The sequence below is a fragment of the Methylobacterium gnaphalii genome, assembly GCF_007992215.1.
GTDB lineage: Bacteria > Pseudomonadota > Alphaproteobacteria > Rhizobiales > Beijerinckiaceae > Methylobacterium > Methylobacterium gnaphalii.
Window position 1 is genome coordinate 160,088 of record NZ_BJZV01000008.1, and the last position, 24,287, is coordinate 184,374.

General features: G+C 65.2%; 24 protein-coding genes. 13 read left to right on the forward strand and 11 right to left on the reverse strand.

Annotated elements, in window-relative coordinates; translation table 11 throughout:
- Positions 1-169: 169 nt before the first annotated feature.
- Complete coding sequence (locus tag MGN01_RS09750; protein ID WP_238258046.1) at positions 170-1,018, forward strand: hypothetical protein; 849 nt, start codon at positions 170-172, stop codon at positions 1,016-1,018.
- 4 nt (positions 1,019-1,022) lie between these two features.
- On the opposite strand, the gene MGN01_RS09755 is transcribed toward MGN01_RS09750, so the two are convergent.
- Positions 1,023-1,421, reverse strand: a complete 399-nt coding sequence (locus MGN01_RS09755) for a hypothetical protein (RefSeq protein ID WP_147046411.1) — start codon at positions 1,419-1,421, stop codon at positions 1,023-1,025.
- A 103-nt stretch (positions 1,422-1,524) separates the two neighbouring features.
- Positions 1,525-1,812, reverse strand: a complete 288-nt coding sequence (locus MGN01_RS24565) for an SMP-30/gluconolactonase/LRE family protein (protein WP_147046445.1) — start codon at positions 1,810-1,812, stop codon at positions 1,525-1,527.
- 107 nt (positions 1,813-1,919) lie between these two features.
- Here MGN01_RS24565 and MGN01_RS09765 point away from each other — a divergent pair, with 107 nt between their 5' ends.
- Positions 1,920-2,396 (forward strand): pilus assembly protein N-terminal domain-containing protein, encoded by a 477-nt coding sequence (locus tag MGN01_RS09765; RefSeq protein ID WP_147046412.1) that lies wholly within the window; start codon positions 1,920-1,922, stop codon positions 2,394-2,396.
- 27 nt (positions 2,397-2,423) lie between these two features.
- On the opposite strand, the gene MGN01_RS09770 is transcribed toward MGN01_RS09765, so the two are convergent.
- Complete coding sequence (locus MGN01_RS09770; protein WP_147046413.1) at positions 2,424-3,926, reverse strand: phosphomannomutase/phosphoglucomutase; 1,503 nt, start codon at positions 3,924-3,926, stop codon at positions 2,424-2,426.
- A 203-nt stretch (positions 3,927-4,129) separates the two neighbouring features.
- The gene (locus tag MGN01_RS09775; protein ID WP_147046414.1) at positions 4,130-4,378 is read right to left on the reverse strand and encodes a hypothetical protein; all 249 of its coding nucleotides are present in this window, start codon (positions 4,376-4,378) and stop codon (positions 4,130-4,132) included.
- A gap of 371 nt (positions 4,379-4,749) precedes the next feature.
- On the opposite strand from MGN01_RS09775, the gene MGN01_RS09780 reads away from it, so the two are divergent.
- The 9 genes from MGN01_RS09780 (at position 4,750) to MGN01_RS09820 (ending at position 12,172) form a co-directional block, all read left to right on the forward strand.
- Positions 4,750-5,439 carry a 50S ribosomal protein L25/general stress protein Ctc gene (locus tag MGN01_RS09780; protein ID WP_147046415.1) on the forward strand — a complete coding sequence of 230 codons (690 nt, stop codon included), beginning with the start codon at positions 4,750-4,752 and terminating at the stop codon, positions 5,437-5,439.
- Positions 5,440-5,532: 93 nt separating this feature from the next.
- Complete coding sequence (gene pth, locus MGN01_RS09785; protein WP_147046416.1) at positions 5,533-6,153, forward strand: aminoacyl-tRNA hydrolase; 621 nt, start codon at positions 5,533-5,535, stop codon at positions 6,151-6,153.
- 64 nt (positions 6,154-6,217) lie between these two features.
- Positions 6,218-7,315, forward strand: coding sequence for a redox-regulated ATPase YchF (gene ychF, locus MGN01_RS09790; RefSeq protein ID WP_147046417.1), 1,098 nt, complete (start codon positions 6,218-6,220; stop codon positions 7,313-7,315).
- A 1-nt stretch (position 7,316) separates the two neighbouring features.
- Positions 7,317-7,979, forward strand: a complete 663-nt coding sequence (gene nfi / locus MGN01_RS09795) for a deoxyribonuclease V (protein ID WP_147046418.1) — start codon at positions 7,317-7,319, stop codon at positions 7,977-7,979.
- Positions 7,980-8,044: 65 nt separating this feature from the next.
- On the forward strand, positions 8,045-9,037 hold the full coding sequence (locus tag MGN01_RS09800) for a MaoC family dehydratase (RefSeq protein ID WP_147046419.1): 993 nt from the start codon (positions 8,045-8,047) through the stop codon (positions 9,035-9,037).
- A gap of 52 nt (positions 9,038-9,089) precedes the next feature.
- Positions 9,090-9,542, forward strand: coding sequence for a MarR family winged helix-turn-helix transcriptional regulator (locus tag MGN01_RS09805; protein WP_238258049.1), 453 nt, complete (start codon positions 9,090-9,092; stop codon positions 9,540-9,542).
- 49 nt (positions 9,543-9,591) lie between these two features.
- Positions 9,592-9,972 carry a tautomerase family protein gene (locus MGN01_RS09810; protein ID WP_147046420.1) on the forward strand — a complete coding sequence of 127 codons (381 nt, stop codon included), beginning with the start codon at positions 9,592-9,594 and terminating at the stop codon, positions 9,970-9,972.
- A gap of 177 nt (positions 9,973-10,149) precedes the next feature.
- Complete coding sequence (locus MGN01_RS09815; RefSeq protein WP_147046421.1) at positions 10,150-11,454, forward strand: MFS transporter; 1,305 nt, start codon at positions 10,150-10,152, stop codon at positions 11,452-11,454.
- A 40-nt stretch (positions 11,455-11,494) separates the two neighbouring features.
- Positions 11,495-12,172: a methyltransferase family protein gene (locus MGN01_RS09820; protein WP_147046422.1), complete on the forward strand. Its 678-nt coding sequence runs from the start codon at positions 11,495-11,497 to the stop codon at positions 12,170-12,172.
- A 5-nt stretch (positions 12,173-12,177) separates the two neighbouring features.
- Here the strand turns inward: MGN01_RS09820 and MGN01_RS09825 are convergent, their stop codons facing one another.
- Positions 12,178-12,471, reverse strand: a complete 294-nt coding sequence (locus MGN01_RS09825; protein WP_147046423.1) for a hypothetical protein — start codon at positions 12,469-12,471, stop codon at positions 12,178-12,180.
- Between the two features lie 108 nt (positions 12,472-12,579).
- On the reverse strand, positions 12,580-13,677 hold the full coding sequence (gene mtnA, locus MGN01_RS09830; protein ID WP_147046424.1) for an S-methyl-5-thioribose-1-phosphate isomerase: 1,098 nt from the start codon (positions 13,675-13,677) through the stop codon (positions 12,580-12,582).
- 178 nt (positions 13,678-13,855) lie between these two features.
- Between mtnA and MGN01_RS09835 the strand changes: the two genes are divergently transcribed.
- A complete protein-coding gene (locus MGN01_RS09835; protein ID WP_147046425.1) occupies positions 13,856-14,170 on the forward strand; it encodes a DUF2853 family protein in 315 nt (104 codons plus the stop codon).
- A gap of 219 nt (positions 14,171-14,389) precedes the next feature.
- Complete coding sequence (locus MGN01_RS09840) at positions 14,390-15,883, forward strand: serine hydrolase (protein ID WP_238258050.1); 1,494 nt, start codon at positions 14,390-14,392, stop codon at positions 15,881-15,883.
- A gap of 89 nt (positions 15,884-15,972) precedes the next feature.
- Here the strand turns inward: MGN01_RS09840 and MGN01_RS09845 are convergent, their stop codons facing one another.
- The 5 genes from MGN01_RS09845 to MGN01_RS09865 all read right to left on the reverse strand — a co-directional run bounded on the left by MGN01_RS09845 (position 15,973) and on the right by MGN01_RS09865 (position 24,273).
- Positions 15,973-17,145, reverse strand: a complete 1,173-nt coding sequence (locus tag MGN01_RS09845; protein WP_147046427.1) for a phosphoserine transaminase — start codon at positions 17,143-17,145, stop codon at positions 15,973-15,975.
- A gap of 228 nt (positions 17,146-17,373) precedes the next feature.
- Positions 17,374-19,239 (reverse strand): response regulator, encoded by a 1,866-nt coding sequence (locus tag MGN01_RS09850; RefSeq protein WP_147046428.1) that lies wholly within the window; start codon positions 19,237-19,239, stop codon positions 17,374-17,376.
- Positions 19,236-20,960: a response regulator gene (locus MGN01_RS09855; RefSeq protein ID WP_147046429.1), complete on the reverse strand. Its 1,725-nt coding sequence runs from the start codon at positions 20,958-20,960 to the stop codon at positions 19,236-19,238. Before MGN01_RS09855 ends, MGN01_RS09850 begins: the two co-directional genes overlap by 4 nt.
- Positions 20,957-22,009 carry a chemotaxis-specific protein-glutamate methyltransferase CheB gene (cheB, locus tag MGN01_RS09860; RefSeq protein WP_147046447.1) on the reverse strand — a complete coding sequence of 351 codons (1,053 nt, stop codon included), beginning with the start codon at positions 22,007-22,009 and terminating at the stop codon, positions 20,957-20,959. The genes MGN01_RS09855 and cheB overlap by 4 nt, the downstream gene beginning before the upstream one ends.
- A 29-nt stretch (positions 22,010-22,038) precedes the next feature.
- On the reverse strand, positions 22,039-24,273 hold the full coding sequence (locus MGN01_RS09865) for a hybrid sensor histidine kinase/response regulator (RefSeq protein ID WP_147046430.1): 2,235 nt from the start codon (positions 24,271-24,273) through the stop codon (positions 22,039-22,041).
- Between the last annotated feature and the right edge of the window lie 14 nt (positions 24,274-24,287).

A 24,287-nucleotide genomic window follows, 5' to 3' on the forward strand; every position in this document is an offset into this window, starting at 1 on the left:
GATCTCACCATTCTGGTGCGCCTGCCGGATCTGGATCGGCCGCCTGCGACCCACCCCTTCGGGTCCGAGCGTCTCTGCTCGCCCCCGAAATGACGATGGAGGGTCGGTAACCCTTCAGTAAACAAACGTGCTTAACGAATGCTTCCTGAGACAATCAGGATGCTGGGCCATGACGGGATCGGTCGAAAACGCGAAAGACATCGCGAAGGTCGAAGCCAAGACCGCTGACGCGACCAAGTTTTCGCCTGCGGATCTTCTCAAGAAGGCTGTGAGCGGAAAGCCCGAGGCAGGGTCTGCGGCTGCTACGGGCTCGCCCGCAACGTCCGCGAAGCGCTGGGCATGGCCCGCCGTCGACGGCCGGCTTGCCGCCGTCGCGACGGTGGCGCTGGTGGTTGGCACCACGTTCGGTCTGATCGCAGCCCCCCGCGAGCGATCGGGTGATGCACTGGGTCGGATCGAGGCCGCGCTGGACACCAACCGTTCAGAGGCAACTCGCCTGAAAGCCGAGATTGCTCACCTCTCAACGGCGCTCGGGTCCCTGCGCGAGACGACGAGTGCCGCGCGCACGGACATCAAGACCATTGCACCAAGTCTCGGCGATCGCGTCGCGCGCCTGGAGCAGGGCCTCGATAAAAAGTTCGCCGCCCTGAGTGAACGCGTTGCCCGCGCTGAGCGGGAACAAGCTGCGCCGGTTGCTGCTGTCGAAAAGCGTCCCGCCGCCCCCGTTGCCGCCCAGCCGACGACGAGCCCGGCGTCTGCAGCTTCGACCCCAAGGTCCGAGCCGACACAGACCGGAAGCATCGCGGATACGAAGCCCAAGCAGGAAACCGTGGAAGCCTGGGCATTGCGCGACGTCTACGACGGCGTCGCCATGCTTGAAGACCGCAAGCGCCGCCTACTCGAAGTCGCCCGCGGCGACACGGTGCCGGGGGTCGGGCGCGTCGAGGCGATCGAACGGCGCGGTCGCGTTTGGGTAGTCGTGACGAAGCAGGGTGTGATCACCCCGCAGACCTGGTGAGAAATCAGGCGATGTGATCGGCCGGCTGTGCCGAGCCGCGCTCGGACTCAATGGTAGCAACCGCTTTCATCGCCTCGAAGAGCGATCCGGCACAGGCTATGCGCTCCATTCCACGCGCTCGCGCCTCTGCTTTTGCCTCGGGTGTCGCGTAGAGCACGGAAGCCAGCAGGGCCGATCCGTCGAAGGCGTTGTCACGAGTCTCAGTGTCGAACAGCGGCATCGTCGCCTCCCGACCGCGAGGGTCGAGCCAGTCCGGCCGTCGGGCATAAAGCTCGGCCGTACGGTTAAAACGGGGATTCTGCGAATAAAGTTCCGCGAAGCTCTCAGTCTTAACCGTAATTTCACTACTGCATCGCGGCGGGAGATTTTGCGGTGCGAATTCGCACTTCAACGTCGCGGACAAGATCAAGCCGATCGAGGCGCAATCTTTCCTAAGATGTTCCCCGCATAGCCTTCGAACGATGTCGGGCCAGCAAATAGCTTTCCCCATGGGGTCGCTAGTAACGTCACGCCCGCGCGGGTAGGGTTTTGGTGGAGTGGATCTGGAGATCCGGGGCGCCGAAGGCGCATTTGGTAACCTGCGCCGTCGGAACCGGCACGATCCGCCCAATTTCGCTGGCGGGCGTGAACCGCGCGTTGCGCGAGCTGGCGTTGTGGCAGATCCAGAGGTGCTCCTGGGCATCCGGCGTCAACCCGTTGGGTCGGCCCGCGGATGTGTCCGTGCACCCGGCTTTAGGCCTTCCTTCACCAATCCCGACGAATGATATTGTGCTGGATGATGCTGCCTCAGGCAGGTCTCCAGCCTGTCGAGACCAGCGAGAACCCCCGCATCATGCGTCGTGTCCCGAGCCCATTCGAGCGAGGCGTGCGCGTCGGCCGTCGCCTGTTTGCAGGCGGTCTCATGCTGATTGCCGGCTTCCCGGCAACAGGCGCGAGCCAAGCGGCCGGCGGCCTGTCCGATTCCGACGTCATCTCAGTCATCGTCGACAATGCCAAGGTCATTCGACTGCCGGAGCAGACCGCAACCGTAATCGTCGGTAATCCGGCCATCGCCGACGTGACCTCACGGCCTGGCGGCGTGGTGATCCTCACCGGCAAGGGCCTGGGCATCACGAACCTGATTGCACTCGATGCGAAGGGAACGCTGATCACTGAAGCGTCCATCACCGTCCAAGCATCAACGGCGACGATTGTCACCGTTCAGCGCGGCGCCAATGACCGCAACTCGTATACATGCGCGCCACGATGCCAGCCGACGGCTCAACTCGGTGACGGCAAGGATTGGTTCAGTGAAATGAACAGTCAGTCTGAGAGGCGCCGCACCGCCGCGTCGAGCGCCGCAAACGGTCAGACGGATCCGACGCTGCCGAGTAAATGATCGGCTCGGCAGCGGCGTTCCAGGAGATCAGATCGACTGGTTGTAAGCTCCGACGCCCTCGTTCTCGCGCAGGATGCCGTCGACGGCCTTGAACATCTCGTGCAGCCGGGCCTCTGAGACCGGACTCTCAATCACCACTACCAACTCCGGCTTGTTGGATGAGGCGCGCACCAAGCCCCAGGTGCCGTCCTCCGTAGAGACGCGCACACCGTTGACCGTGACCAGATCGGTGATCTTCGCGCCGCCGACCGGCTCGCCGGCCTCCTTCATCGTCTGGAAGCGCTGGGTCACCTTCTCGACGACACCATACTTCACCTCGTCGTCGCAATGCGGCGACATCGTCGGTGAACCCCAGGTCTTCGGCAGTGCCCGGTAGAGGTCAGCCATAGACTTATCGGGGTTGCGGTCGAGCATCTCAATGACCGCGATCGCCGTAAGCAGGCCATCGTCATAGCCGCGGCCGATCGGCTCGTTGAAGAAGAAGTGTCCCGACTTCTCGAAGCCTGCGAGAGCGCCGAGTTCGTTCACGCGGCGCTTGATGTAGGAGTGGCCGGTCTTCCAGTAATCGGCCTTCACAGCCTGCTGCTGCAGTTCAGGGTCGGTGTTGTAGAGGCCGGTCGACTTCACATCGACGACGAAGGTCGCGCCGGGGTGAAGTTTCGAAAGGTCGCGGGCGAGCATCACGCCGATCTTATCGGCGAAGATCTCCTCGCCCTCGTTGTCGACGACACCGCAGCGGTCGCCGTCACCGTCGAAGCCGAGGCCAACATCGGCGCCATGCTCCTTCACCGCATGCGCGATAGCATGGAGCATCTCCATGTCCTCGGGGTTCGGGTTATAGCGTGGGAACGTGTAGTCGGGCGTCACATCGAGCGGCACGACCTCGACGCCAAGCGATTCCAGCAGCCGCGGCGCGAAGGCGCCGGCCGTGCCGTTGCCGCAGGCGGCAACGACCTTGAGCTTGCGGGTGATCGGCTTGGCGCGAGACTTGAGATCGGCGAGGTAGGTGTCGAGGAAGCCTTCGACGAACTCGTACGAGCCGCCGTCGCGGTACTGGAAGGTGCCGCCAGTGACGATCTCCTTCAGCCGGCCCATCTCCTCGGGCCCGAAGGTCATCGGGCGGTTGGCGCCCATTTTCACGCCGGTCCAACCGTTGTCGTTGTGCGAGGCGGTGACCATCGCAACACAGGGACAGTCGAGGGCGAACTGACCGAAATAAGCCATTGGCGAAAGCGCGAGGCCGACATCCTTCACCCGAAGGCCTGCCGCCTGCATACCGGCGATCAGCGCGAGCTTGATCGAGGAGGAGTAGGAGCGGAAATCGTGGCCCGTCACGATGTCGGGCCGTACGCCCATCTCGTGCACCAGCGTGCCGATGCCCAGGCCGAGCGCCTGGACGCCCATCAGGTTGATCTCTTTCGGGAAGAGCCAGCGCGCGTCGTACTCGCGGAAGCCCGTCGGCTTCACCAACGGGAGTTGTTCGAACTCGAAGGTGTTCGGCGTGAGCGCGGCGTGCGGTTTGGGAAACATCGCTGGCCTTTATCGAAGCAATCTGGTCGCGGGCGTCATTGCACTTAGAGAGGGGGGCCAGCAAGGGAAGGCAACGAGCGTTGCCGTTTCCTCTGGAAAATTCGGTTGAGTGCGGGCGGATGCGGGCCAAACCGCCATCGGAGGTACGAAAAAGGCCGCCGGATTTCTCCAGCGGCCTCGATCTCGCGTCGATTGCGGTACGACTATTTCTTACCGTCTTTCTTGTCTTCTCCCGTAGCCTTCGCAGAGGCTGCGCCGCCCGCAGGTGCGGTCGTAGCGGTAGCGTCGCCCTCACGCTTCTCGTATCCGGCGGCGTTTGGCGGGCCCTTCATCTTGCCGTCTTCGGCTTTCATCGCCGGCGCTCCCGTGCTCGGCTGTGTGGCCTTGTCCTCAGCTGATGCAGCGCCCATCAAGGCAAGGAAAGTCACGACGGCGAGAGAGATCCGTTTCATGGTGTTCCTCCTTTAATTTGGGCGAAAAACGCAAGTCGAACACCTGATGTTCCCCGCGAATTGCGCGAGGAAGTGTCGATACTGATTCCTCTTGTTGTCTCATCAAATCCTGGCGCGTCCGAACTGAGCCATGAATCGGTAGAGATGCTTTCACAGCCATTGGGAGGTGGCACAGGCCAGGATCTGTATACTGGGGCGCGTCGCAATCCGATGGCGGCAGCCGCAGATTGCCATTTAAGGCCGCTGGCTGTATGGGCACAGCCGCGCCCTCCGACACCCTTGGAGGCAGGGGCGTACCGGGTTCGAGTTCGGGCCGTCCGCTTCGGGCGGCCTTTGTCGTTCCCGATCATGCAATCGAAAAGGATCACGCCATGAGCGCAGTAAAGCCGCTTGAGGCCGTGGCACGCGACCGGGCCGGCAAGGGGGCCGCCCGGGCCGTTCGTCGCCAAGGCCAAGTGCCCGCCGTCATCTACGGTGGAGGCCAAGCCCCGCAGTCGATCGCCATCGACCTCGTCCGCACCCGCACCCTGATCTATGCCGGTGGTTTCAAGACTACCGTGTTCGAGATCAACGCCGACGGCAAGAAGACCCGCGCGATCCCGCGCGACTTCCAGCTGGACCCGGTGAGTGGCGTTCCGCTGCACGTCGACTTCCTGCGCGTCGTCGCGGGCCAGACTGTGACCGTCGCGGTTCCGTTGCACTTCGTCCACGAAGAGGCAGCTCCCGGCATCAAGAAGGCTGGCGGCACGCTCAACATCGTGCACCACACCCTCGAGCTCGACGTCGCCCCCGACCAGATCCCGGACGCGATCGAGGTTGATCTCACCGGTCGCGAGGTTGGCGACGTGATCCATGTCTCCGACATCAAGATCCCCGCCGGCACCTACACGGGTGATGCGGGCGAGCCGGTCGCCAACATCGTGCCGCCGACGGTTCTCGGTGCCGACATCGAGGCCGAGGAAGCTGCTCTGGCCGAGTCTCAGTCTGCAGGGGCCGCCGACGAGAAGGGCGAGGCCGACGCCGGCGAGTCCAAGGACGAAGAGAAGTCCGACAAGGAGTGATCGGTCGGGGCTGGCAGCCCCTTCCGTCTCCTTCGTCGCAATCGGCTCCGGCTCCTATGGCTGGGGCCTTTTCTTTATCTCGACGGGGCAGCCATGCGGCTCATCGTTGGCTTAGGCAATCCGGGCACCCGCTACGCGAAGAACCGGCACAATATCGGCTTCATGGCGGTTGACGAGATCGCCCGCGTCCACCGCGCCAGCCCATTCCGGCGTCGCTTCCAGGGGGAGGCGGCGGAGGTGGTCCTCGGCACCGAGCGCGCGATCCTGCTCAAGCCGCAGACTTTCATGAATGAATCCGGCCGCTCGGTCGGCGAGGCCCAGCGCTTCTATAAGGTCGCGCTCGAGGACGTCATCGTGCTCCACGACGAGCTCGACCTCGCTCCCGCCAAGCTGCGCGTGAAGAAGGGCGGCGGCAATGCCGGCCATAACGGTCTGCGCTCGATTACGGCCTGCTGCGGGAACGAGTATCGCCGGGTGCGCCTCGGCATCGGCCATCCCGGCGACAAGGCGCTGGTGCACGCCTTCGTGCTCAACGATTTCGGCAAGTCCGAGGAGCCGTGGGTGGAAGACCTCTGTCGCGCAGTCGCCGACAACGCCCCGCTCGTCGCAGCCGGCGAGAACGAGAGCTTTCAGAACAAGGTCCACCTCGCCATGGTCGGCCGCGGCTGGGCCGACGTGAAGCCGCCGGGCAAGGATACCAGGACGCAGGGTTGACCTCTCGTCTCAAAGAACGTTTTCGAGCAGCCGATACGGCGCTCGCTGCAGGAACAGGTGATCCATGGGCTTCAAATGCGGCATCGTCGGCCTGCCGAACGTCGGCAAGTCGACCCTCTTCAATGCGCTGACGCAGACGGCCGCGGCGCAGGCTGCGAACTATCCGTTCTGCACCATCGAGCCGAATGTCGGCGACGTAGCCGTGCCGGATCCCCGGCTCGATGATCTCGCCAGGATCGCGACGTCCAAGGAGATCATCCCAACCCGGCTAACCTTCGTCGACATTGCGGGTTTGGTGCGTGGCGCGTCGAAGGGGGAGGGGCTCGGCAACCAGTTCCTCGCCAACATCCGCGAATGCGACGCCATTGCCCACGTCGTGCGCTGCTTCGACGACGGCGATGTCACCCATGTCGAGGGCAAGGTCGATCCGAACGCCGACATCGAGACGATCGAGACCGAGCTGATGCTCGCTGATCTCGAAAGCCTCGAGAAGCGCGTCGTCGCCCTCGAGAAACGTGCCCGCGGCAACGACAAGGAGGCCAAGGAATTCCTCGACCTCGTCAACCGCACCCTGCCGCTGCTGCGGGACGGCAAGCCGGCCCGCGTCGTTGAGCGCAAGCCGGAGGAAGAGTTCCTGTTCCGGCAACTCGGGCTGCTCACGGCCAAGCCTGTGCTCTACGTCTGCAATGTCGACGAGGGCGATGCTGACAAGGGCAACGCCTATTCCGAGCAGGTCTTTGCGCGTGCCAAGGCCGAGAACGCAGTGGCCGTCGTCGTCTCGGCCAAGATCGAGAGCGAGATCGCGGTAATGGCGAAAGCCGACCAAGCCGACTTTCTCGAGGCGGTCGGTCTCTCGGAGCCGGGCCTGAATCGCGTCATCCGCGCCGGCTACGATCTCCTGGGCCTGATCACCTACTTTACGGCCGGCCCGAAGGAGGCCCGTGCCTGGACGATCACCAAGGGCACCCGTGCCCCCGGCGCCGCCGGCGTGATCCACTCGGATTTCGAGAAGGGTTTCATCCGCGCCGAGACGATCGCCTTTAAGGACTATACCTCACTTAATGGTGAGGCCGGCGCCCGCGATGCCGGCAAGCTCCGACTGGAGGGCAAGGAATACGTCGTGCAGGACGGTGACGTGCTCCACTTCCGCTTCGCCAACTAAGATGGAGCTGAACCGGCGCCACCCCTGGGAGCTGACGCCGGTTGAAGCCGTAGCCCTGCAACGCGAGCTGCGCACGGAGATCATCGCCGACCGGCCGATCAATCTCTCGGCCGTGCATCTCGTGGCGGGCGTCGATGTCAGCGTGAAGCACGAGCGCTCGCGCGCTGCCGTCGTGATCGTGACCTATCCGGGCTTCCTGGTTGTCGAGATCGCGACGGCCGAGCGGCCGACGCCGTTCCCCTACATTCCCGGCCTGCTGAGCTTCCGCGAAGGGCCGGTCCTTGAGGAAGCCTTCGAGAAGCTGAAGGCCGAGCCTGACGTCTTTCTGTTTGACGGTATGGGCACGGCGCATCCGCGCCGCATTGGAATCGCCAGCCATATGGGCCTGTGGCTGCAGCGCCCGACGATCGGCGTCGGCAAGACCCGGCTCTGCGGTACGAACGCGCCGCTCGCCGAAGAGAAGGGCGCGCACGTCCCGCTCGTCGACCGGGGCGAGACCATTGGTGCCGTCGTCCGCACGCGAACGGCCACGCATCCGCTCTTCATCTCGCCAGGACATCTTGCCGACATCCCGAGCGCGGTTGATCTGGTGATGGGCTGCTCGCCGAAGTTTCGACTACCCGAGCCGATCCGCCTCGCGCACAACGCGGCCGGCGCGTTCTGAGAGTGGTCGGCCGGTAGCTGCGCGTGTTAGCCGAAGGGCAACCCAAGCCCGCGACCGGGACCACGATGCGCTTCCATCATTTCGAAGACCTCGAACCTGGCCAGGAATTCACCGGCGGTCCCATCACGGCAACGCGCGAGGCGATGGTCGCATTCGCTAGAGAATTCGACCCACAGCCCTTTCACCTCGACGAGGTCGCGGCAAAGGCGACCTTCGTCGGCACGTTGATCGGCTCCGGCTGGCAGACCGCCTGCTATGGCATGCGCCTGCTTGCCGATGGTCTGATGCTCCAATCGAGTTCGATGGGCTCTCCGGGCATCGACGAATTGCGCTGGCTCAAACCCGTGCTGCCCGGCGACACGCTTAGCGCCACGATACGCGTCGAGGAGACCCGTCCATCCAGCTCGAAGCCGGACCGCGGGTTCGTCCGGTTCAAGCTGACGATCACCGATGGCGGGGGCGAGCCCGTGATGACGCAGGCCTTCAGTGTGATGTTCGCGCGGCGTGGCCATACACCCGCGCCGCGCAGCGTCACCTTCGAGGAGAAGCCGTTCGAACCGGTGCGCGAGGCCGACGACGCTGTTCCGCTGCCGTTCCTCGGCGAGGCGGAGATCGGTGCCTCACGCGATCTTGGACAGCACCGTTTCGAGCCCGATGCCATTATCGCTTTCGCCAAGGTTTACGATCCGCAGATCTTCCACACCGATGCCGCGGCCGCACGCGAGACCCATTTTGGCGGCCTCTGCGCCTCGGGCTGGCACACGGCCGCGGTCTGGATGAAGCGGCTGCACGCGACTTGGGCGCGGGACATGAGGCTGACCGCAAAGCACGGGCCCGTACCACAGCTCGGGCCGTCTCCAGGGTTCAGGAACATGCGCTGGCTGCGTCCAGTCTATGCCGGCGATACGCTGCGCTACGCGACGAAGCTCGTGGGGGCGCGTGCCTCGACCTCACGGCCCGGCTGGGGCCTGGCGCACCACCACAACACGGCCGAGAACCAACGTGGCGAGCCGGTCTTTGAGTTTACCGGATCGGTCTTCTGGCAGTGGTCCGCGTAAGCCTTCGCCTCGCATAACCTCAGCCCGAACCCACATGCGGTAACGAAAATGCTTGGCGTATGCCGAGATGCGTGTATATACCTGCATTATGTCGACTGACAGTCCATGCCTGTGCAGCACACTCCGCCGCATCACCCGCTCGGTGACCGCGACTTACGACGACGCACTCAAGCCGGTTGACCTCCGGATCACCCAATTCTCGGTGTTGCGAACACTATCACGACTGGGCCCGGTCTCGGTCACGCGACTCGCTTTGGAGACCGCCCTCGATCGCTCGACCATGGGCCGCAACCTCGATCCGTTGGAACGCCGCGGCCTCGTACGGCTCGACGTAGGAGAAGCCGATCAGCGCGAGCGCATCGTGCATCTAACCGAAGCCGGCATCGCGGCCATCGAGAAGGCATTACCGTATTGGCGCGAGGCTCAAAGCCGGTTGTCCGAAGCCATGGGGCCGTCAACTTTCACCGCGATCGCCAACAAACTGGCTGCGCTTCAGCAGCCCTGATCGTCTTTCATTTGCGCAGGAACGGGTATGTACCCGTAAGGAGGAAACTATGCCCCTGGCACGCATCGATCTGGTCGAAGGCAAGTCCGCCGAGCACCGCCGCACCATCGGCGACGTCGTCTACGAGGCGATCGTCTCGGCGCTCGGCGCACCGAAGGACGACCGCTTTCAAATCATCACCGAGCACCCCGCCGCCGACCTGATCATCGATCCGAACTATCTCGGCATTCAGCGCACGCCCGACTGCGTCGTGATCCAGCTCACCTTGAATGCTGGTCGCACCCTCGAGAAGAAACAGGCCTTCTACAAGCAGGTCGCCGATGGCCTGCACGAGCGGCTGGGTCTGCGCCGCGAGGATGTGTTCATCAGCCTCGTCGAAGTCGTGAAGGAGAACTGGTCCTTCGGGAACGGCGAGGCGCAGTACGCCTGAGCGAATTCTCCGTCATTCCGGGGCCGTGCAGCCGGATCGAGATCCTAAGATCGGCCTCACCGTCATGCCCCGCATCCTCTGTGGAATCAGGGTTCTCGCCTCCCGAGAGCCCCGCAATGACGGCGGGATTTTTGCCGTCGATCACACCCGTCGCCGACCTTCCTAAGCAGGACGACCATGTCTGCATCCCCCACTATTCCGACAGGCACGGGCCGCCTCCATTACGCTTGGGTCGTGGCTGCCATCACATTCATCGTACTGCTGGTCGGAGCCGGGATCCGCGCGACGCCCGGCATCATGATCGTCCCTTGGGAGCGCGAGTTCGGCTGGTCGGCGGCCACGATCAGCGTCGCGATCGCGGCGAACATCTTCCTGTACGGCATGATTGGGCCCTTCGCGGTGGCGATCATCGAGCGCTTCGGTCTGCGCCGTTCGGTCTGCACTGCCCTCCTCATTCTCGCTGCGGGCACGGCCGCGACCACTTGGATGAATGCGCCCTGGCAGATGCTGCTGCTCTGGGGAATCGTTGTCGGCTCGGGCTCGGGCATGGTCGCGAACGTGCTTGGCGCGACCGTGGCGAACCGCTGGTTCACGCGCCATCGTGGGCTCGTGCTCGGCCTGCTGACGGCAAGCAGCGCTACGGGACAGCTTGTCTTCCTGCCAATGCTGGCAAGCCTCGCCGTCGCCCAGGGCTGGCGCGCCGTCTCGCTCGCCGTGGCCGCAGCCGCCCTGGCCCTGGTGCCACTTGCCAGCCTGCTCCTGCGCGATCGCCCGTCCGATCTCGGTCTGCCGCGCTACGGAGAGGCCGAGGTGAAGCCGCCCATCGCGGATGGCGTGAACCCGGCGAAGCGCGCCCTCCGGGGCCTCGCCATGGGCCTGCGCTCCAAGGATTTCTGGCTGCTCTCAGGCACCTTCTTTATCTGCGGCGCCTCGACCAACGGGCTCGTCGGCACGCATCTGATCCCCGCCTGCATCGACCACAACATTCCCGAGGTCACCGCCGCCGGCCTACTGGCGCTGATGGGCCTTTGCGACCTCGTCGGCACCACCGCCTCGGGCTGGCTCACCGACCGCTTCGACAGCCGCAAGCTGCTCGCCTGGTACTACGCGCTGCGAGGGCTCTCGCTGATTTTCCTGCCCTATTCCTTCGACGTCAGCTTCTACGGCCTGTCGCTGTTCGCGGTTTTCTACGGCCTCGATTGGATTGCCACCGTACCGCCGACCGTGGACCTCGCCGGCCGAGCCTTTGGTGAGGAGAATGCCGCGCTGATGTTCGGCTGGATCGCCGCCATGCATCAGATCGGCGCGGCGGCGGCTGCTTCTCTCGCGGGGGTGGTGCGCACCAATACCGGTGACTATTTTGCCGCCTTCGTCTCAGCCGGCCTGCTCTGCCTAGTCGCGGCGCTGATGGCGTTGTTCGTCGGAGGCTCGCGTGCGGCGGACGAGCCGTTCCTGGCAGGACCGCAGCCGGCAGGGGCATAGGAGACGACACACCGAGCAGCCGCGCAGGTTGGAGATGCGCATGATCGTGAACCTGATCGTCCAGATCGTGCTCTGGTTCGGCGGTATCGGCGTGATCCTGTTCGGTCTCGCCGGTACCCTTCGCTGGATGGGCGCATGGGTCTTTCTGGCCGAGCTCACCTCCTGTGGGCTGGTCTCGGGTCTTCTGCTCGCCAAGCACGATCCTGCCCTACTGAAGGAGCGTCTGCGGCTGGCGCCCGCTGAAGGCCAGCCGGTGCAGGATAAGCAGCTGATGGTGATGCTCTTCGCGACGATGCTCGCGTGGCTGATCGTCATGCCGCTCGACGCTGTCCGCTTCGGCTGGTCGTGGGTTCCGGTCTGGCTGAAAGTCGTCGGAGCGATCGGGCTTCCACTGTCGATGTGGATCACCTACCGGACATTCCGCGCGAATAGCTTCGCGGTGCCCACGGTGCGGATCCAGCGAGAGCGTGGGCACGCGCTTATCACGAGTGGCCCTTACGCCTATGTCCGGCACCCGATGTATGCCGGCGCGCTCATCATGTTCGCGAGCACGTCTCTGCTGCTAGGCTCTTGGTGGGCTTTGGCTCTTCTGCCCGTCTTTCTTGCGTTGTTCGGCGTGCGCACAGGCCTCGAGGAACGAACCTTGCGCACCGGTTTGGACGGCTACGACACCTATACAGCTCGCGTGCGCTACCGTCTCATACCCGGGATCTGGTAGCAGCGTCAGGCACTGGCGAAGGCGATAAGACCCGCCACCGCGACCACGCCGACGACGAAGGAGAGGATGACACCGCTCCACCAGCCGCGCCACGCGCAGAGCATGGCGGGCAGGACGAAGACCACCATCAGCACGGTGGTCACCCCGGCAAGGTCCAATGTCAGAGATCGCCCCGAATGACCCGCTTTGATCAGCATCGCCGCAAGCAGGCTGATGAGCCAGAAGCTGCCGGCTACTGAGCCGAAGGCGAGCATGGCCGACCGGGCGCTGGCGCGGCCGCGTGGTGTCAGGATGAGCATCGGCACAGACCGTCGTGGATGCCGACTCCGGGGTCGGCGTTGCCGCGGTGATGGCAAACGACGACCGCGATGACTGTGATCTATCGCACTGGACTTGACGAATACCGCTCAGGCGGCCTGCTTCCGCTCCGGATACAATGAAAGCAGCCCATCCGTGCTTGGCTCCGCGATGCCGCGCTCGGTGATGATGCCGGTGACAAGCCGCGCCGGGGTTACATCGAAGGCCGGATTAGCCACGGGACTGCCCGGCGACACCACCTGCACAGTGGCGAAGCCGCCCTCGTCAGTACGCCCGGTCATGTGGCTAACCTCGCGCCCGTCTCGCTCCTCGATCGGGATCTCAGCGACGCCGTCGTTCAGGGTCCAGTCAATCGTTGAGAAGGGCAGGGCAGCGTAGAACGGTACGCGGTTGTCGTGCGCGGCAAGCGCTTTCAGGTAAGTGCCGATCTTGTTGCAGACGTCGCCGCTCGCGGTCGTACGGTCCGAGCCGACGATGCAGATATCAACCTGCGCGTGCTGCATCAGGTGGCCGCCGGCGTTGTCGGCGATCACGGTGTGCGGCACGCCGTGGGCATTGAGTTCGAAGGCGGTAAGGGCAGCACCCTGGTTGCGGGGGCGGGTCTCATCGACCCAGACATGAACCGGCACTCCAGCATCATGCGCCACGTAGATCGGCGCAAGGGCAGTCCCCCAGTCGACAGTGGCGAGCCACCCGGCATTGCAGTGGGTCAACACGTTGACCGGCCCGTCCTTCCGGTCCGCGATGGCGGAGAGGAGGCGCGCGCCGTGCTCGCCGATCGAGCGGCAACTCGCCACGTCCTCGTCGGCGATGCGGGCAGCCTCCGCGTAGGCGAGGACCTCGCGATCCTGCTCAGGCGCCGCGCGCAGGAGAGCAGCCGCGCGGTCGAGCGCCCAACGCAGGTTGATCGCCGTCGGCCGCGTCGCAGCCAGCGCGGCAACGGCACGCTCGATATTCTCGGACGAAGCATCCTCGCGCATCGCCAGCGCCAAACCGTATGCGGCAGTCACGCCGATCAGTGGCGCGCCGCGCACCACCATGGTGCGGATTGCGCGCGCGGCGTCATCCATGGTGGCGAGGCGCTGAAGCTCGAAGGCAAAGGGCAAGCGGGTCTGGTCGATCACCTCAACCGCTGCGCCGTCTTTGTCCGGGAAGATGGTGCGGTAGTGCCGGCCGTCGATCTTCATGCCCTGAAATACCCTGCCATCATTGTGATCCCACGGAAGCCTCACGGCCGCCGGTTCGCGCCTCTTGGCACAGTTCAGTCATCTGCTTGACTGTGGACGAGTACGCCTGCCCATGCCGCTTTACGGTAAATTACGGCATTCTGCTGATGACCACGATCGGTCGAAGGAGAGTTTCGCCATGTCGGATCATCTCGAGGACGTAAAGAAATACGCCAAGGCACCTGTCAACGAGAAGGCGGTCGAAGGTCTTGCGAAGACCTACCGGCTGGTACTCTCCAAAGCCGATTCACGCTACGTCGCTGCCTCGGACAAGGCGGAGTTGGAGACGGTCCGCAAGAACTTTCTTGAGAAGAAGCTCGGTCTGTCCGGCCCCGACCTGGACGCCTCGATCAAAGCCGTCGCGGAGAAGATGAAGGGCTCACGCAGCAAGTCTCGCCTGACCTTCTATTACCTCCTCGCCGAGCATCATGGGAAGCTCGATACCTTCACCTGAACAGTGACAGCGCCTTCTGCGACGAAGGAGCGATCGGCGAGGCAATCCAACCCGATATGAGCGAAGGGCAGGATTGCTTCGCGAGAGCGTCGCTGACGGCCGCCCGGCATATCGGGCCTAGGCTCCCCCGGACCACCGAAAGATAGGCAGAAATCTATGCTCCGGTGTCGTTTGAGATGGCTCCTCAGACGAGCATGCCTTCTCAGCGTGGCGATCGTCATGCCTCACGCTTCGATGGGACAGGCGATTACGCGTGCCCAGGTCGAGGCCGCACTTCCGGCACTCGAAGCGCAGGCGCAACGGGTCGTTGACGCGGGCGAGGTTCCCGGCCTCGCGATCGCAGTGGTGCTCGACGACCAGACGCTCTTCCTCAAAGGATTCGGCCGCCGGGAAGTCGGCAAGCCCGAGACGGTGGACGGAGAGACGGTCTTCCAGATCGCATCCCTCTCGAAGCCGATCTCCGCAACGGTGGTCGCGGCTCTCGTGAGCGAAGGCGTGGTCAAATGGGATTCGCGCATCGCGGATCTCGACCCCAGCTTTCGGCTACACGACGCCTATCCGACCTCCCAGGTCACCGTCCGGGATCTGTTTAACCATCGCAGCGGCCTGCCGGGCATCGCCGGCAACGATCTCGAGGCCATAGGCTACGCCCGTGACGAGATCCTGCACCGACTGCGCCTGGTTCCAGCGTCGTCCAGCTTTCGCGCAGGCTACTCCTACAGCAATTTCGGGCTGACAGAGGGGGCCGTCGCGGCCGCAAAGCCGACCGGCAAACCCTGGGAGGTCGTCGCCCGTGAGAAGCTTTTCGAACCTCTCGGCATGGCCTCGACGAGCACGACCCACTCCGACTTCCTGTCTCGCGCCAATCGTGCCGCATTACACATCAGGGCCGACGGCGAATGGGTCGCTCGCGTTCATCGCAATGCCGATCCGCAGGCGCCCGCTGGCGGCATCAGCGCGAACGTGCGTGATCTCGCCCAGTGGCTGCAGTTGGAAATCGCGAATGGGCGCTTCGACGGTAAACAGCTCATCGCCGCGTCCGCCCTCGACGAGACCCATGTGCCACTGACGTCGCGAGGGACGAACCCCGTCAATGGCAGCGCCTCGTTCTACGGACTCGGCTGGAACATCGAATTCGGCCGTCATGGTCTGACATGGGGCCATGCCGGCGCCTTCAGTGCCGGCGCACAGACCCTCGCATCCATCCATCCGAAGGCGAGGCTAGGCATCGTTGTTCTAACGAACGCCTTTCCCTCCGGCGTCCCGGAAGGACTGGCCGACAGCTTCGCCGACCTCATCTTTGATGGGAGGGTCAGCCGGGATTGGGTGAAGGACTGGGGCGCCGCGTACAGAGCCTTGTTCGCTCCCGTGGATGACGAGGCCAAAGCCGCCTACGGCCACACTCCGTCCGACGCGACCGCGGCCCTGGCGCTCGGCTCATATACCGGGCGATACGCCAACGATTTCGTCGGCCGAGCGGTCGTGACCGAAGCGGATGGCACGCTGACCCTGACGGTCGGACCTGGCGGCGCGCGAACCTACCCGCTCCGTCATTTCGATCGGGACCTCTTTCTCAGCTTTCCCGATGCGGAGGCTCCCGACCGGCCATCTTCAATCCGCTTCACCATCAGCAGTGACGGCAAGGCCAGCGCGATCACAGTGGATGCGCTGAACGCCTATGGCCTCGGGACACTCGACCGCTCGAAGGAGTAGCCGCTCACATGCAGGTCGTCGGGCGATAGCCTGCAGCCTCGATCCCTCAAGCACGTCAGGTTGAGGCGGTCGGGTTGGATCGAACGGTACTAGGCTGCAGCCGCGCCGAGCGCTGCCTTCTCCTGGGCAAAAGCCCAGTCGAGCCAGGGCGTCAGAGCCGCAAGGTCGGAGGCCTCGACGGTGGCTCCGCACCAAATGCGCAGGCCGGGAGGCGCATCACGGTAGGCGCCCAGGTCGTAGGCAACGCCTTCGTCGTCGAGCCGCTCGACGATGCCCCTGGCGACCTTGGCCACCACGGCGTCACCTTTGGCGAGCACGTCCGGGTCGGTGATCACGAGACAGACGCCGGTGTTAGTGTAGGTCGCCGGATCCACGGCGAGATGGCCTATCCAGGGGGTGCGCGCCACCCAGTCGTGCAGCACCTTCGCATTGGCGTCGGCTCGCGCATGAAGCGCATCAAGGCCGCCGATCGACTGCCCCCATTTCAAGGTATCGAGATAGTCCTCAACTGCGAGCATCGAAGGTGTGTTGATGGTGTCGCCCTGAAAGATACCCTCGATCAGCTTGCCGCCCTTGGTCATGCGGAAGATTTTCGGAAGCGGCCAGGCCGGGGTATGGCTCTCGATGCGCGCAACGGCCCGCGGCGAAAGGATCAGCATGCCGTGCGCGGCCTCGCCACCCATGACCTTTTGCCAGGAGAAGGTGACCACATCGAGCTTGTCCCACGGGAGCGGCATCGCGAACGCGGCCGACGTGGCATCGCAGATCGTGACGCCCTCGCGGTCGTCGGCGATCCAGTCGCTGTGCGGGATGCGCACGCCGGCGGTGGTGCCGTTCCATGTGAAGACGATATCGTTGTGCCGGCTGTCAATCGCATCAAGCGCCGGCAGCACGCCGTGCTCGGCTGTACGGACGATCGGGTCGATTTTGAGCTGCTTCAGGGTGTCGGTGACCCATTCGGCTCCGAAGGAGTCCCACGCCATCACCTCGACCGGCTTCGGGCCAAGCATCGACCACATCGCCATCTCAACGGCGCCGGTGTCTGAGGCGGGCACGATGCCGATGCGGTAATCGGCCGGCACACGCAGCACCTCGCGCGTCAACGCGATGGCCTCCTGAAGCTTGGCCTTGCCGGGAGTGGAGCGATGGGAGCGTCCAAGGGTTGCGCCCGCGAGCGCTTCGAGGGTCCAGCCGGGGCGCTTGGTGGTGGGTCCGGACGAGAAATTCGGAACGCGCGGGCGGGTGTTGGGCCGGTTTGTCATGTCAATCAGTCTTCGCAGATGGACGCCACCCATTCCGAGGGGGCGTTCCGCCACCGGGGATGATCAAGGTTTCACAAAAAAACAAGACGAGCTCCCGGCCGTTCATCGGCCGATTGCTCAACGAAGCCGCCTATGGCTTTGCCGCGGCATCCGAAGGATGCTGACGACTTAGCGTCATCGCATTGTCGCTTACAGGCGCGCTCGCAGCTACCGCGTGCGCTCTCGCACTCAGGCCGACAGAAGCGTCGAGACACAACGCGCGAGGTCGGCCGACTCGAACGGCTTCGCCAGCACCGGAAGGTCGTTGGGGATCGGCATGGCCTCGGCATGGCCAGTAAGGATCAGCACAGGCACGTCGGAAAAGCGCTGGCGGACCTCCGCGGCGAACTCGATCCCGCTCATGCCCGGCATGGCGAGATCGGCAACCACGAGGTCGAACTCTGCCTGCTCCATCATCGCGAGTGCCGAGGCGCCATCCGGAGCCTCAGTCTCGTCGTAGCCAAAACGGTTGAGGAATGACGCGGTGACATGCCGGACGTCCTCGTCGTCATCGACCACGAGGATGCGCGCCGGGCTGGCCGCGAGGGCAGGAGCGCCGTCGGTTGCAGCGGCCGCGTCATCCGTCGCAGCTTCATCGGATTGCGGCAGGGTCAGCTCGACGCGAGTGCCTGTGCCGACTTCGCTGGTGATCCGCAAGCGGCCCTTCGCCTGCTGCGCGAGCCCGAACACCATGGCGAGGCCGAGCCCCGTCCCCTGGCCAACGGCCTTGGTCGTGAAGAACGGCTCGCAGACCCGCTCCAGCAGCTCCGGCGGGATGCCGGTGCCCTCGTCCGCCACGGTGAGGACCGCGTAGTTGCCGTCCCGAAGGTCCGCATCGCCGCTGACCGACGCAGCACGTGTGGTGACCGTGATCGTGCCGCCGTCCGGCATCGCGTCGCGGGCGTTGATGCAGAGGTTCAGGATCGCGAGTTCGAGCTGGTCGGGATCGACGCAGGCCCGGGGCAGGCCAGGCTCTAGGTTGGTCCTGACGCTGACGAGCCCGCCGAGGCTCCGCCCGAACAGGTCGCTCATGCCCTCGATCAACGCATTCACGTCTACGCTGCGCAGCCGAAGGTCTCCCGATCGACTGAAGCTAAGCAGCCGCTTGGTCAGGGCCGATCCGCGCTGGGCCGCACCAGTGGCGTTGTCGATGAGGCGCTTGACGCGAGGTTGATCGGCGATCTTCGGGGCGGCCAGCTCCAGACTGCCGAGGATCGCGGTGAGCAGGTTGTTGAAGTCGTGAGCGATGCCGCCGGCCAGGGTGCCGAGCGCCTGCATCTTGTCGGACTGGCGCAGCCGCGCCTCCAACACCTTCTGCTCGGTGATGTCGCGCTCGATCGTCGCCAGATGCTCGATCGCTCCCGACGTCCCGCGGATCGGCACGCGCGTGATGTTCGACCAGCGCTCGGCACCGAGCGGACCTTCCGACACGACGACTTCGGAAGGCAGGCCGCTCACGATGGCAGCGGTATCAGCCTGATCCAGGGCCGCGCCTGACGGAGCCGAGCGGAAATCGCTCTCCGGACGCCCAATGCAGGCGGCGGGCTCCTGGCCGAGCTGCGCCGCCTTGCGGGCGTTCAGGCGTACCAGGCGACCTTCGGCGTCCTTGAACGAAATCGCATCCTCAGAGTGATTGAGGAGTCCGCGCAGCAGCGCACGCTCGGTCGCGAGATCGCGCGCGAGGCGATGACGCTCGTAGGCGTTGCGGACAGTAGAGCGCAGAAGGGTCGGATCCCAAGGCTTGGTGACGTAACCGATGATGCCGCCCTCGTTCAGGGCCGCGATCACCGCCGACATATCCGCGTAGCCGCTGAGCAGGATCGCCTGCGCGTCATGGAAGGCGCGGGCCTGGGCGAGGAGCGCGTCGCCGGTCATGCCCGGCATGCGTTGATCCGAGACGATCACCGCCACGTCCGGCTCGGAACGGAGCAACTCCAAGGCCTCGGCCGGCTTGGAAGAGGTCAGCACCCGGTAGGTGTCCTCGAAGAGATCTTCGATGGCCACCAAGATATCCGGCTCGTCGTCGACGGCCAGGATCGTGCCCTTCACGCTCATGCCCGATCCACCTGCCGCGGAATGCCGATCACGAAGCAGGCTCCGCCTCCCTTGGCCACCTCCACACTGAGGGAGCCGCTATGCGCTTGTACGACCGAGTAGGCAATTGCCAGGCCGAGACCCGTGCCCGAGCCCACGGGCTTCGTTGTGAAGAACGGCTCGAAGATCCGCTCTCGCAACTCCTCGGGGATGCCGGGGCCGGAATCGCTGATCCGGATCAGGTCAGTATCGGGCTCGGCCACCGTCTCCACGACGATGGTGCCCTCGCCGGAGATCGCATCGGCCGCGTTGCCGAGGATGTTCATGACCACCTGATTCAGGAGCGCCGGCGTGCAGTGCATCTGCTGACGACCGGCAAAGTTGCGGGTCACCGTGATACGGTCGCCGAGCTTGTGCTGAAGAAGCGCCAGGACCGTTTCGATGGCCTCGGGCACGTCGACCAGCGCACGCTCGCCCTCATCCAGCCGCGAGAACTTACGGAGGTTGAGCACGAGATCCTGAATGCGGGTCAGGCCGATTCGCATGGAGCTGACCCGGTCTCGCGCCTTAGAAAGCGCACGCTGACCGGCATCGTCCTCCGGCTCCGGCACTTCGCCGAGCAAGCGCTCCACGGTGCCCTGGTGCGCCAGGATGAAGGCTAGCGGGTTGTTAATCTCATGGGCAATGCCGGCGACGAGTTCGCCGAGAGAGGCCATCTTGGCCGCCTGGACGAGCTTCGCCTGCGCATCGGTGAGACGCCGATTGGCGTCGGCGAGGTCGCGATTAGCCTGTTCGAGCGCGTCGGCGAGCGCCGCACGAGCCTCGGCCGCCTCAGCCTCGGCGCGGGCGCGTTCTAGAGCCCGCTCACGCGCACCAAACGCGCCGGAAATGCGCAGGTTGTCTTCCTCCAGTAGGCGGCGGCGGACGAGGCCGCGCACGCGCATCGCGAGGACTTCACTGTCCGTCTTGACGACGACATCGTCGGCACCGGCCGAGAAAGCCGCGACGAGCAGTGATTTTTCCGGTGCACTGCCGGCCACGCAGACGAGATGAAAGGATTGATGTCCGGCGGAGCCCATGGTCGTCGCGCGACGTTCGGCGATCTCGCGGCAAAGCGCCTGCCCATCATAGGCATGGCCCATCAGGTCGATGGTGATGCAGTCGAAGGCAGCGCCCGGCGCATCCAGGGCAGCAAGCGCCTCCTCGCGGCTCGCGGCCGTCTCGATGGCATGCCCGTCTTGGCTGAGAAGGCCCGCGAAGAAGGTGCGGTAGGTCGCGCTGCCATCAACGACGAGGATACGCCCGCGCCGAAAAGCCGAGCCGCCGGCCGCCGCTGCATGGGCGCTTTCCTTGCGCTCCCGCAGCAAGGCCCTGATCCGCAGAACGAGCAGGTCGCGATCCGCCGACTTTGCAATGTACGCGTCGGCTCCACTTTCGAGCCCCTGGCGTTCGCCGTCTTGTGCGCCGGTCAACATCAGCACCGGCAGCGCGCGGGTGCGCAACGACAAGCGCATCTGCCGGGTAAACTCGTCGCCGTTCATTCCGGGGAGATGGTAGTCAGCAACGACGAGATCGGGCAGACCATCATTGAGCCGGTCGAGAGCGGCTTCGGCCGTCGCGCAGCGCTCGACAGTGAAGCCGTTCGTTTCGAGCAGAAGGCGCAGTTCGAGCGCCTGGGTCTCCGAATCCTCTACGAGGAGCAGGCGCGCGGGCTGCGCAGGCGCAGTGGCGGCGCCGCTCATGATCCAGCCTCGGACAGTGCGAGGCGCAGGATCTGCGGCGCGATCTCGTCGAGGGCGAGGACGTTGCCGGCGGCGGATAAGCGCACGGCTGCAGCAGGCATGCCGTAGACGACGGCGGTGCTTTCATGCTCAGCGATGGTGGGAGCGCCAGCTCGGCGCATATCGAGCAATCCGAGCGCTCCGTCCTCGCCCATCCCGGTCAGCAGGATTCCGAGCCCTCTCACGCCGGCCTGCCGCGCGACGGAACGGAACAGCACGGTTGCTGCCGGGCGTTGACCACCGACCGGCGCGCTGTCGGTCACTCGCAGCGCTCGGCCGGCGGCGAGTTCGAGGTGCTTGTCGCCGGGCGCGACGTAGATGTGCGACGGTGCAATCCGCTCGCCATCTCGCGCAATCGAGACCGGCAGGGTGACGACGCCATCGAGCCAGGAGGCAAACCCCTCCATAAAAGCCGCGCCCATATGCTGGACTAGCAGCACCGGCAGCGGGAAATCCGCTGGTAGAGCGCCGAGCACCTTAGCAAGTGCGGGTGGACCGCCGGTGGAGGCGGCGATGGCCAACACGTTCGGCCGTGCCTCAAGTGAGGGCAGCACAGACCCGCGTGCGGCGACGTCCGCGGCGCGCGCCGGCCAACCCGACCCGATCGGCCGCCGTCGGATCACTGGCACCGCAGCCATGATCCTGAGTTGGGTGCAGATCTCGCCGGCGACGGACTCGTAGCTGTCGTTGGTGGTAGCGACCGGCTTCTCGACCACTGAGAGGGCGCCGGCACGTAAGGCATTCATGGAGATCTTGAGCGAGGAATCCTCGACCGCGTCCGCCACCACGACGATCGGCGTCGGCCGCTCGGCCATGATGCGGCGCGTTGTCTCGAGGCCGTCTATCCCAGGCAGCCGGATGTCCATCGAGATCACATCGGGCCGGACCGTATCGATCGCCGCGAGAGCTTCCTCGCCGGAGGCAACCGCGGCGGCGAGCATAAGCCGCGGATCGCGGGCGACGATGTGGGTGAGCAGCGTGCGTACGACGAGGGAATCCTCGACGAGCATCACTCGTACTGGACCACCAACACCCACACTCACAGCAGCTGACCGACGGTTTCTAGGAGTTCGCGCTGATCGAACTTCTGCTTCGTGAGGTAGGCGTCTGCCCCGAGTTCCAAACCGCGGGCGACATCCTCCGAGGCGCCGCGCGAGGTCATCAGAATGATTGGTAGCGTCGCCAAGCTCGGCTCAGCCCTCAAGGCTTTGAGAAGACCGAAGCCATCGAGGCGCGGCATCTCGACGTCGGCCACGACGAGGTCGACGGGTTCTATCTCGGCGCGCAGCCGGTCGAGCGCATCCTGCCCATCGACACAGACGACAACTCGGTACCCGGCCGCTTCCAAGATGCTCTTCTCCAGCGTGCGGGTCGTAATCGAGTCGTCGACAACCAAAATCGTCGAACGTCGCGGCTTCGGCATCGTTCCGGGGCCGGCAAAGTATGCTTTCGTACTTGATGGGCGAGACCGCAAGACCGGTGTCTCAGCACGGGCGATCAAGCCAGCTGGGTCGAGGACCAGGACCGGCGTCTCGCTCCCGACCACGACCGTCCCGACAATCAGGCTCGGATCGGCGCCGATGGCCGGAGCTGGCAGTACGAGCAGGGTTCGCACGTCCTGCAGCGCATCGACGCTCAGAAGGCAGCGTCTGCCCCCACAGCGGAGCAGGATGACCTGAGCCTTAGCTGATACACTGCCGTCGGACTCTGCGGAGCCCATGAGATCGCCGAGGCCGACGATCGGCAGCGCGAGTTCGATCTGCCCTTTACCGTCGTCCACAAGAACATGGGCGACAGGCCGACCAGCTACAGTGCCGATGTCGCTCGGAGCGAGGCGAAGCAGGCGCTCCGCGGCTGCGCTCGGCAGCGCGTAGGTTGTGCCGCCGCCGTCGACCAACAGCACCGGCCGGCGCGCGGCTGAGAGCGGCAGGTTGAGCACGAGCGAGGTGCCGTATGGTTCGCGAGCCGACAGACGGACGCTGCCCCGAAGTCGATCGACTGCCTCGGCCACCACCGCGAGACCGATCCCTCGGCCGGAGAGGGTATCGACGCCGCGAGCGGTCGAAAAACCGGACTCGAACACGAAGGTGAGGAGTTTCTCGGGATTGGCGCTCTCGCCAGGACCTAGCAGGCCGCGCTCGCGGGCGCGGGCCTCGATTGCCGGGAGATCGGGGCCGCGCCCGTCGTCGTGCACCCCGATCACCAGCCGGCTGCCCCGCGCCTCAACCTCGAACAGAATCGACAACGCGTCCGGCTTGCCTACCTTACGGCGCGCCTCGGGCGTCTCAGCACCATGACCGAGGGCGTTGCGCAGAATGTGCAGCACCGGGTCTCGCAGCGCCTGCAGCATGCCGCGATCAACGGGAAGATCGAGACCGCGCACCGTGACTTCGACCTCGCGACCCTCTTCGCGCGCCATCTCTCGCAGCGAGCGGGCAAAGCCCCCGAAAGCAGTCTCGGCAGGGACGAGAGCCAGCCGCTCCGTCTCATCGCGCACGCGCGCAGACGCTGTTTCGACCGCCGCTGTGCCGGAGCGCTGGCGACGGGCGAGATCGAGCGCGTCACGTGCGATGGCGCTGAGTGCCGATTCCAGCTCGCCGAGATCAGCGCGGCCGCGCTCGGAGCCAAGCGCTGGGGCACCCGACCGCATGGCCTCGACGCGCTTGCGCAGGCCCGCGGCAGCAGTCGCGATCTGGGCTAAACCTTCACCGATGGCGGCCTGCCCGGAGAGGGCATTGGCGAGTCCATGCGTCGCTGCGGTCAGAGCTTCGACGGCCACAGATGGCACGCGCAGCACTGCTTGCCGTCCCGCATCGCCGACCGGCTCTGGTGCAGGCTCCCGCCGTTGTGCAGCCGGCGATCCCGGCGATGAGGTTTGTGGGGAGGCTGCGGGCGAAGCGGACGCGAGGGTGAGGCATTGGTCGAGCGCCGCGAGTGCATCGGCCGGCATGGCCGGCGCGCCGTCCTTCATGCCTGCGACGAAGGCCTCGATGCGGTCGAGCGCGAGGTGGATCGCCGCGAGCGCGTCACGGTCGAGGAGGCGTTCACCGCCCTTGATCTGCTCGAACAGGGTCTCCAGGCGATGCGCCACCGCCTCGACGGGCGGCAGGTCGACGGCGCGCGATGCGCCCTTCAGGCTGTGCGCGCGGCGGAAGACGTCGTTCCAGTCGACCGGCCTGTCCTCGGCCGCAGCCGCAAGGCCGCCGCGGATCGCGTCGAGATGCTCGCGATGCTCGGCCTCAAAGGCGGCGAGGAGTTGTTGGCGGATGTCCATCCTTCAAACGCGCG

Coding starts and splice junctions, on each gene's coding strand:
- MGN01_RS09750 (WP_238258046.1), top strand. CDS start 170: ATGACGGGATCGGTCGAAAACGCGAAAGACATCGCGAAGGTCGAAGCC.
- MGN01_RS09765 (WP_147046412.1), top strand. CDS start 1,920: ATGCTGATTGCCGGCTTCCCGGCAACAGGCGCGAGCCAAGCGGCCGGC.
- MGN01_RS09770 (WP_147046413.1), bottom strand. CDS start 3,926: ATGTTTCCCAAACCGCACGCCGCGCTCACGCCGAACACCTTCGAGTTC.
- MGN01_RS09775 (WP_147046414.1), bottom strand. CDS start 4,378: ATGAAACGGATCTCTCTCGCCGTCGTGACTTTCCTTGCCTTGATGGGC.
- MGN01_RS09780 (WP_147046415.1), top strand. CDS start 4,750: ATGAGCGCAGTAAAGCCGCTTGAGGCCGTGGCACGCGACCGGGCCGGC.
- pth (WP_147046416.1), top strand. CDS start 5,533: ATGCGGCTCATCGTTGGCTTAGGCAATCCGGGCACCCGCTACGCGAAG.
- ychF (WP_147046417.1), top strand. CDS start 6,218: ATGGGCTTCAAATGCGGCATCGTCGGCCTGCCGAACGTCGGCAAGTCG.
- nfi (WP_147046418.1), top strand. CDS start 7,317: ATGGAGCTGAACCGGCGCCACCCCTGGGAGCTGACGCCGGTTGAAGCC.
- MGN01_RS09800 (WP_147046419.1), top strand. CDS start 8,045: ATGCGCTTCCATCATTTCGAAGACCTCGAACCTGGCCAGGAATTCACC.
- MGN01_RS09810 (WP_147046420.1), top strand. CDS start 9,592: ATGCCCCTGGCACGCATCGATCTGGTCGAAGGCAAGTCCGCCGAGCAC.
- MGN01_RS09815 (WP_147046421.1), top strand. CDS start 10,150: ATGTCTGCATCCCCCACTATTCCGACAGGCACGGGCCGCCTCCATTAC.
- MGN01_RS09820 (WP_147046422.1), top strand. CDS start 11,495: ATGATCGTGAACCTGATCGTCCAGATCGTGCTCTGGTTCGGCGGTATC.
- MGN01_RS09825 (WP_147046423.1), bottom strand. CDS start 12,471: ATGCTCATCCTGACACCACGCGGCCGCGCCAGCGCCCGGTCGGCCATG.
- mtnA (WP_147046424.1), bottom strand. CDS start 13,677: ATGAAGATCGACGGCCGGCACTACCGCACCATCTTCCCGGACAAAGAC.
- MGN01_RS09835 (WP_147046425.1), top strand. CDS start 13,856: ATGTCGGATCATCTCGAGGACGTAAAGAAATACGCCAAGGCACCTGTC.
- MGN01_RS09840 (WP_238258050.1), top strand. CDS start 14,390: ATGCCTCACGCTTCGATGGGACAGGCGATTACGCGTGCCCAGGTCGAG.
- MGN01_RS09845 (WP_147046427.1), bottom strand. CDS start 17,145: ATGACAAACCGGCCCAACACCCGCCCGCGCGTTCCGAATTTCTCGTCC.
- MGN01_RS09850 (WP_147046428.1), bottom strand. CDS start 19,239: ATGAGCGTGAAGGGCACGATCCTGGCCGTCGACGACGAGCCGGATATC.
- MGN01_RS09855 (WP_147046429.1), bottom strand. CDS start 20,960: ATGAGCGGCGCCGCCACTGCGCCTGCGCAGCCCGCGCGCCTGCTCCTC.
- cheB (WP_147046447.1), bottom strand. CDS start 22,009: ATGCTCGTCGAGGATTCCCTCGTCGTACGCACGCTGCTCACCCACATC.
- MGN01_RS09865 (WP_147046430.1), bottom strand. CDS start 24,273: ATGGACATCCGCCAACAACTCCTCGCCGCCTTTGAGGCCGAGCATCGC.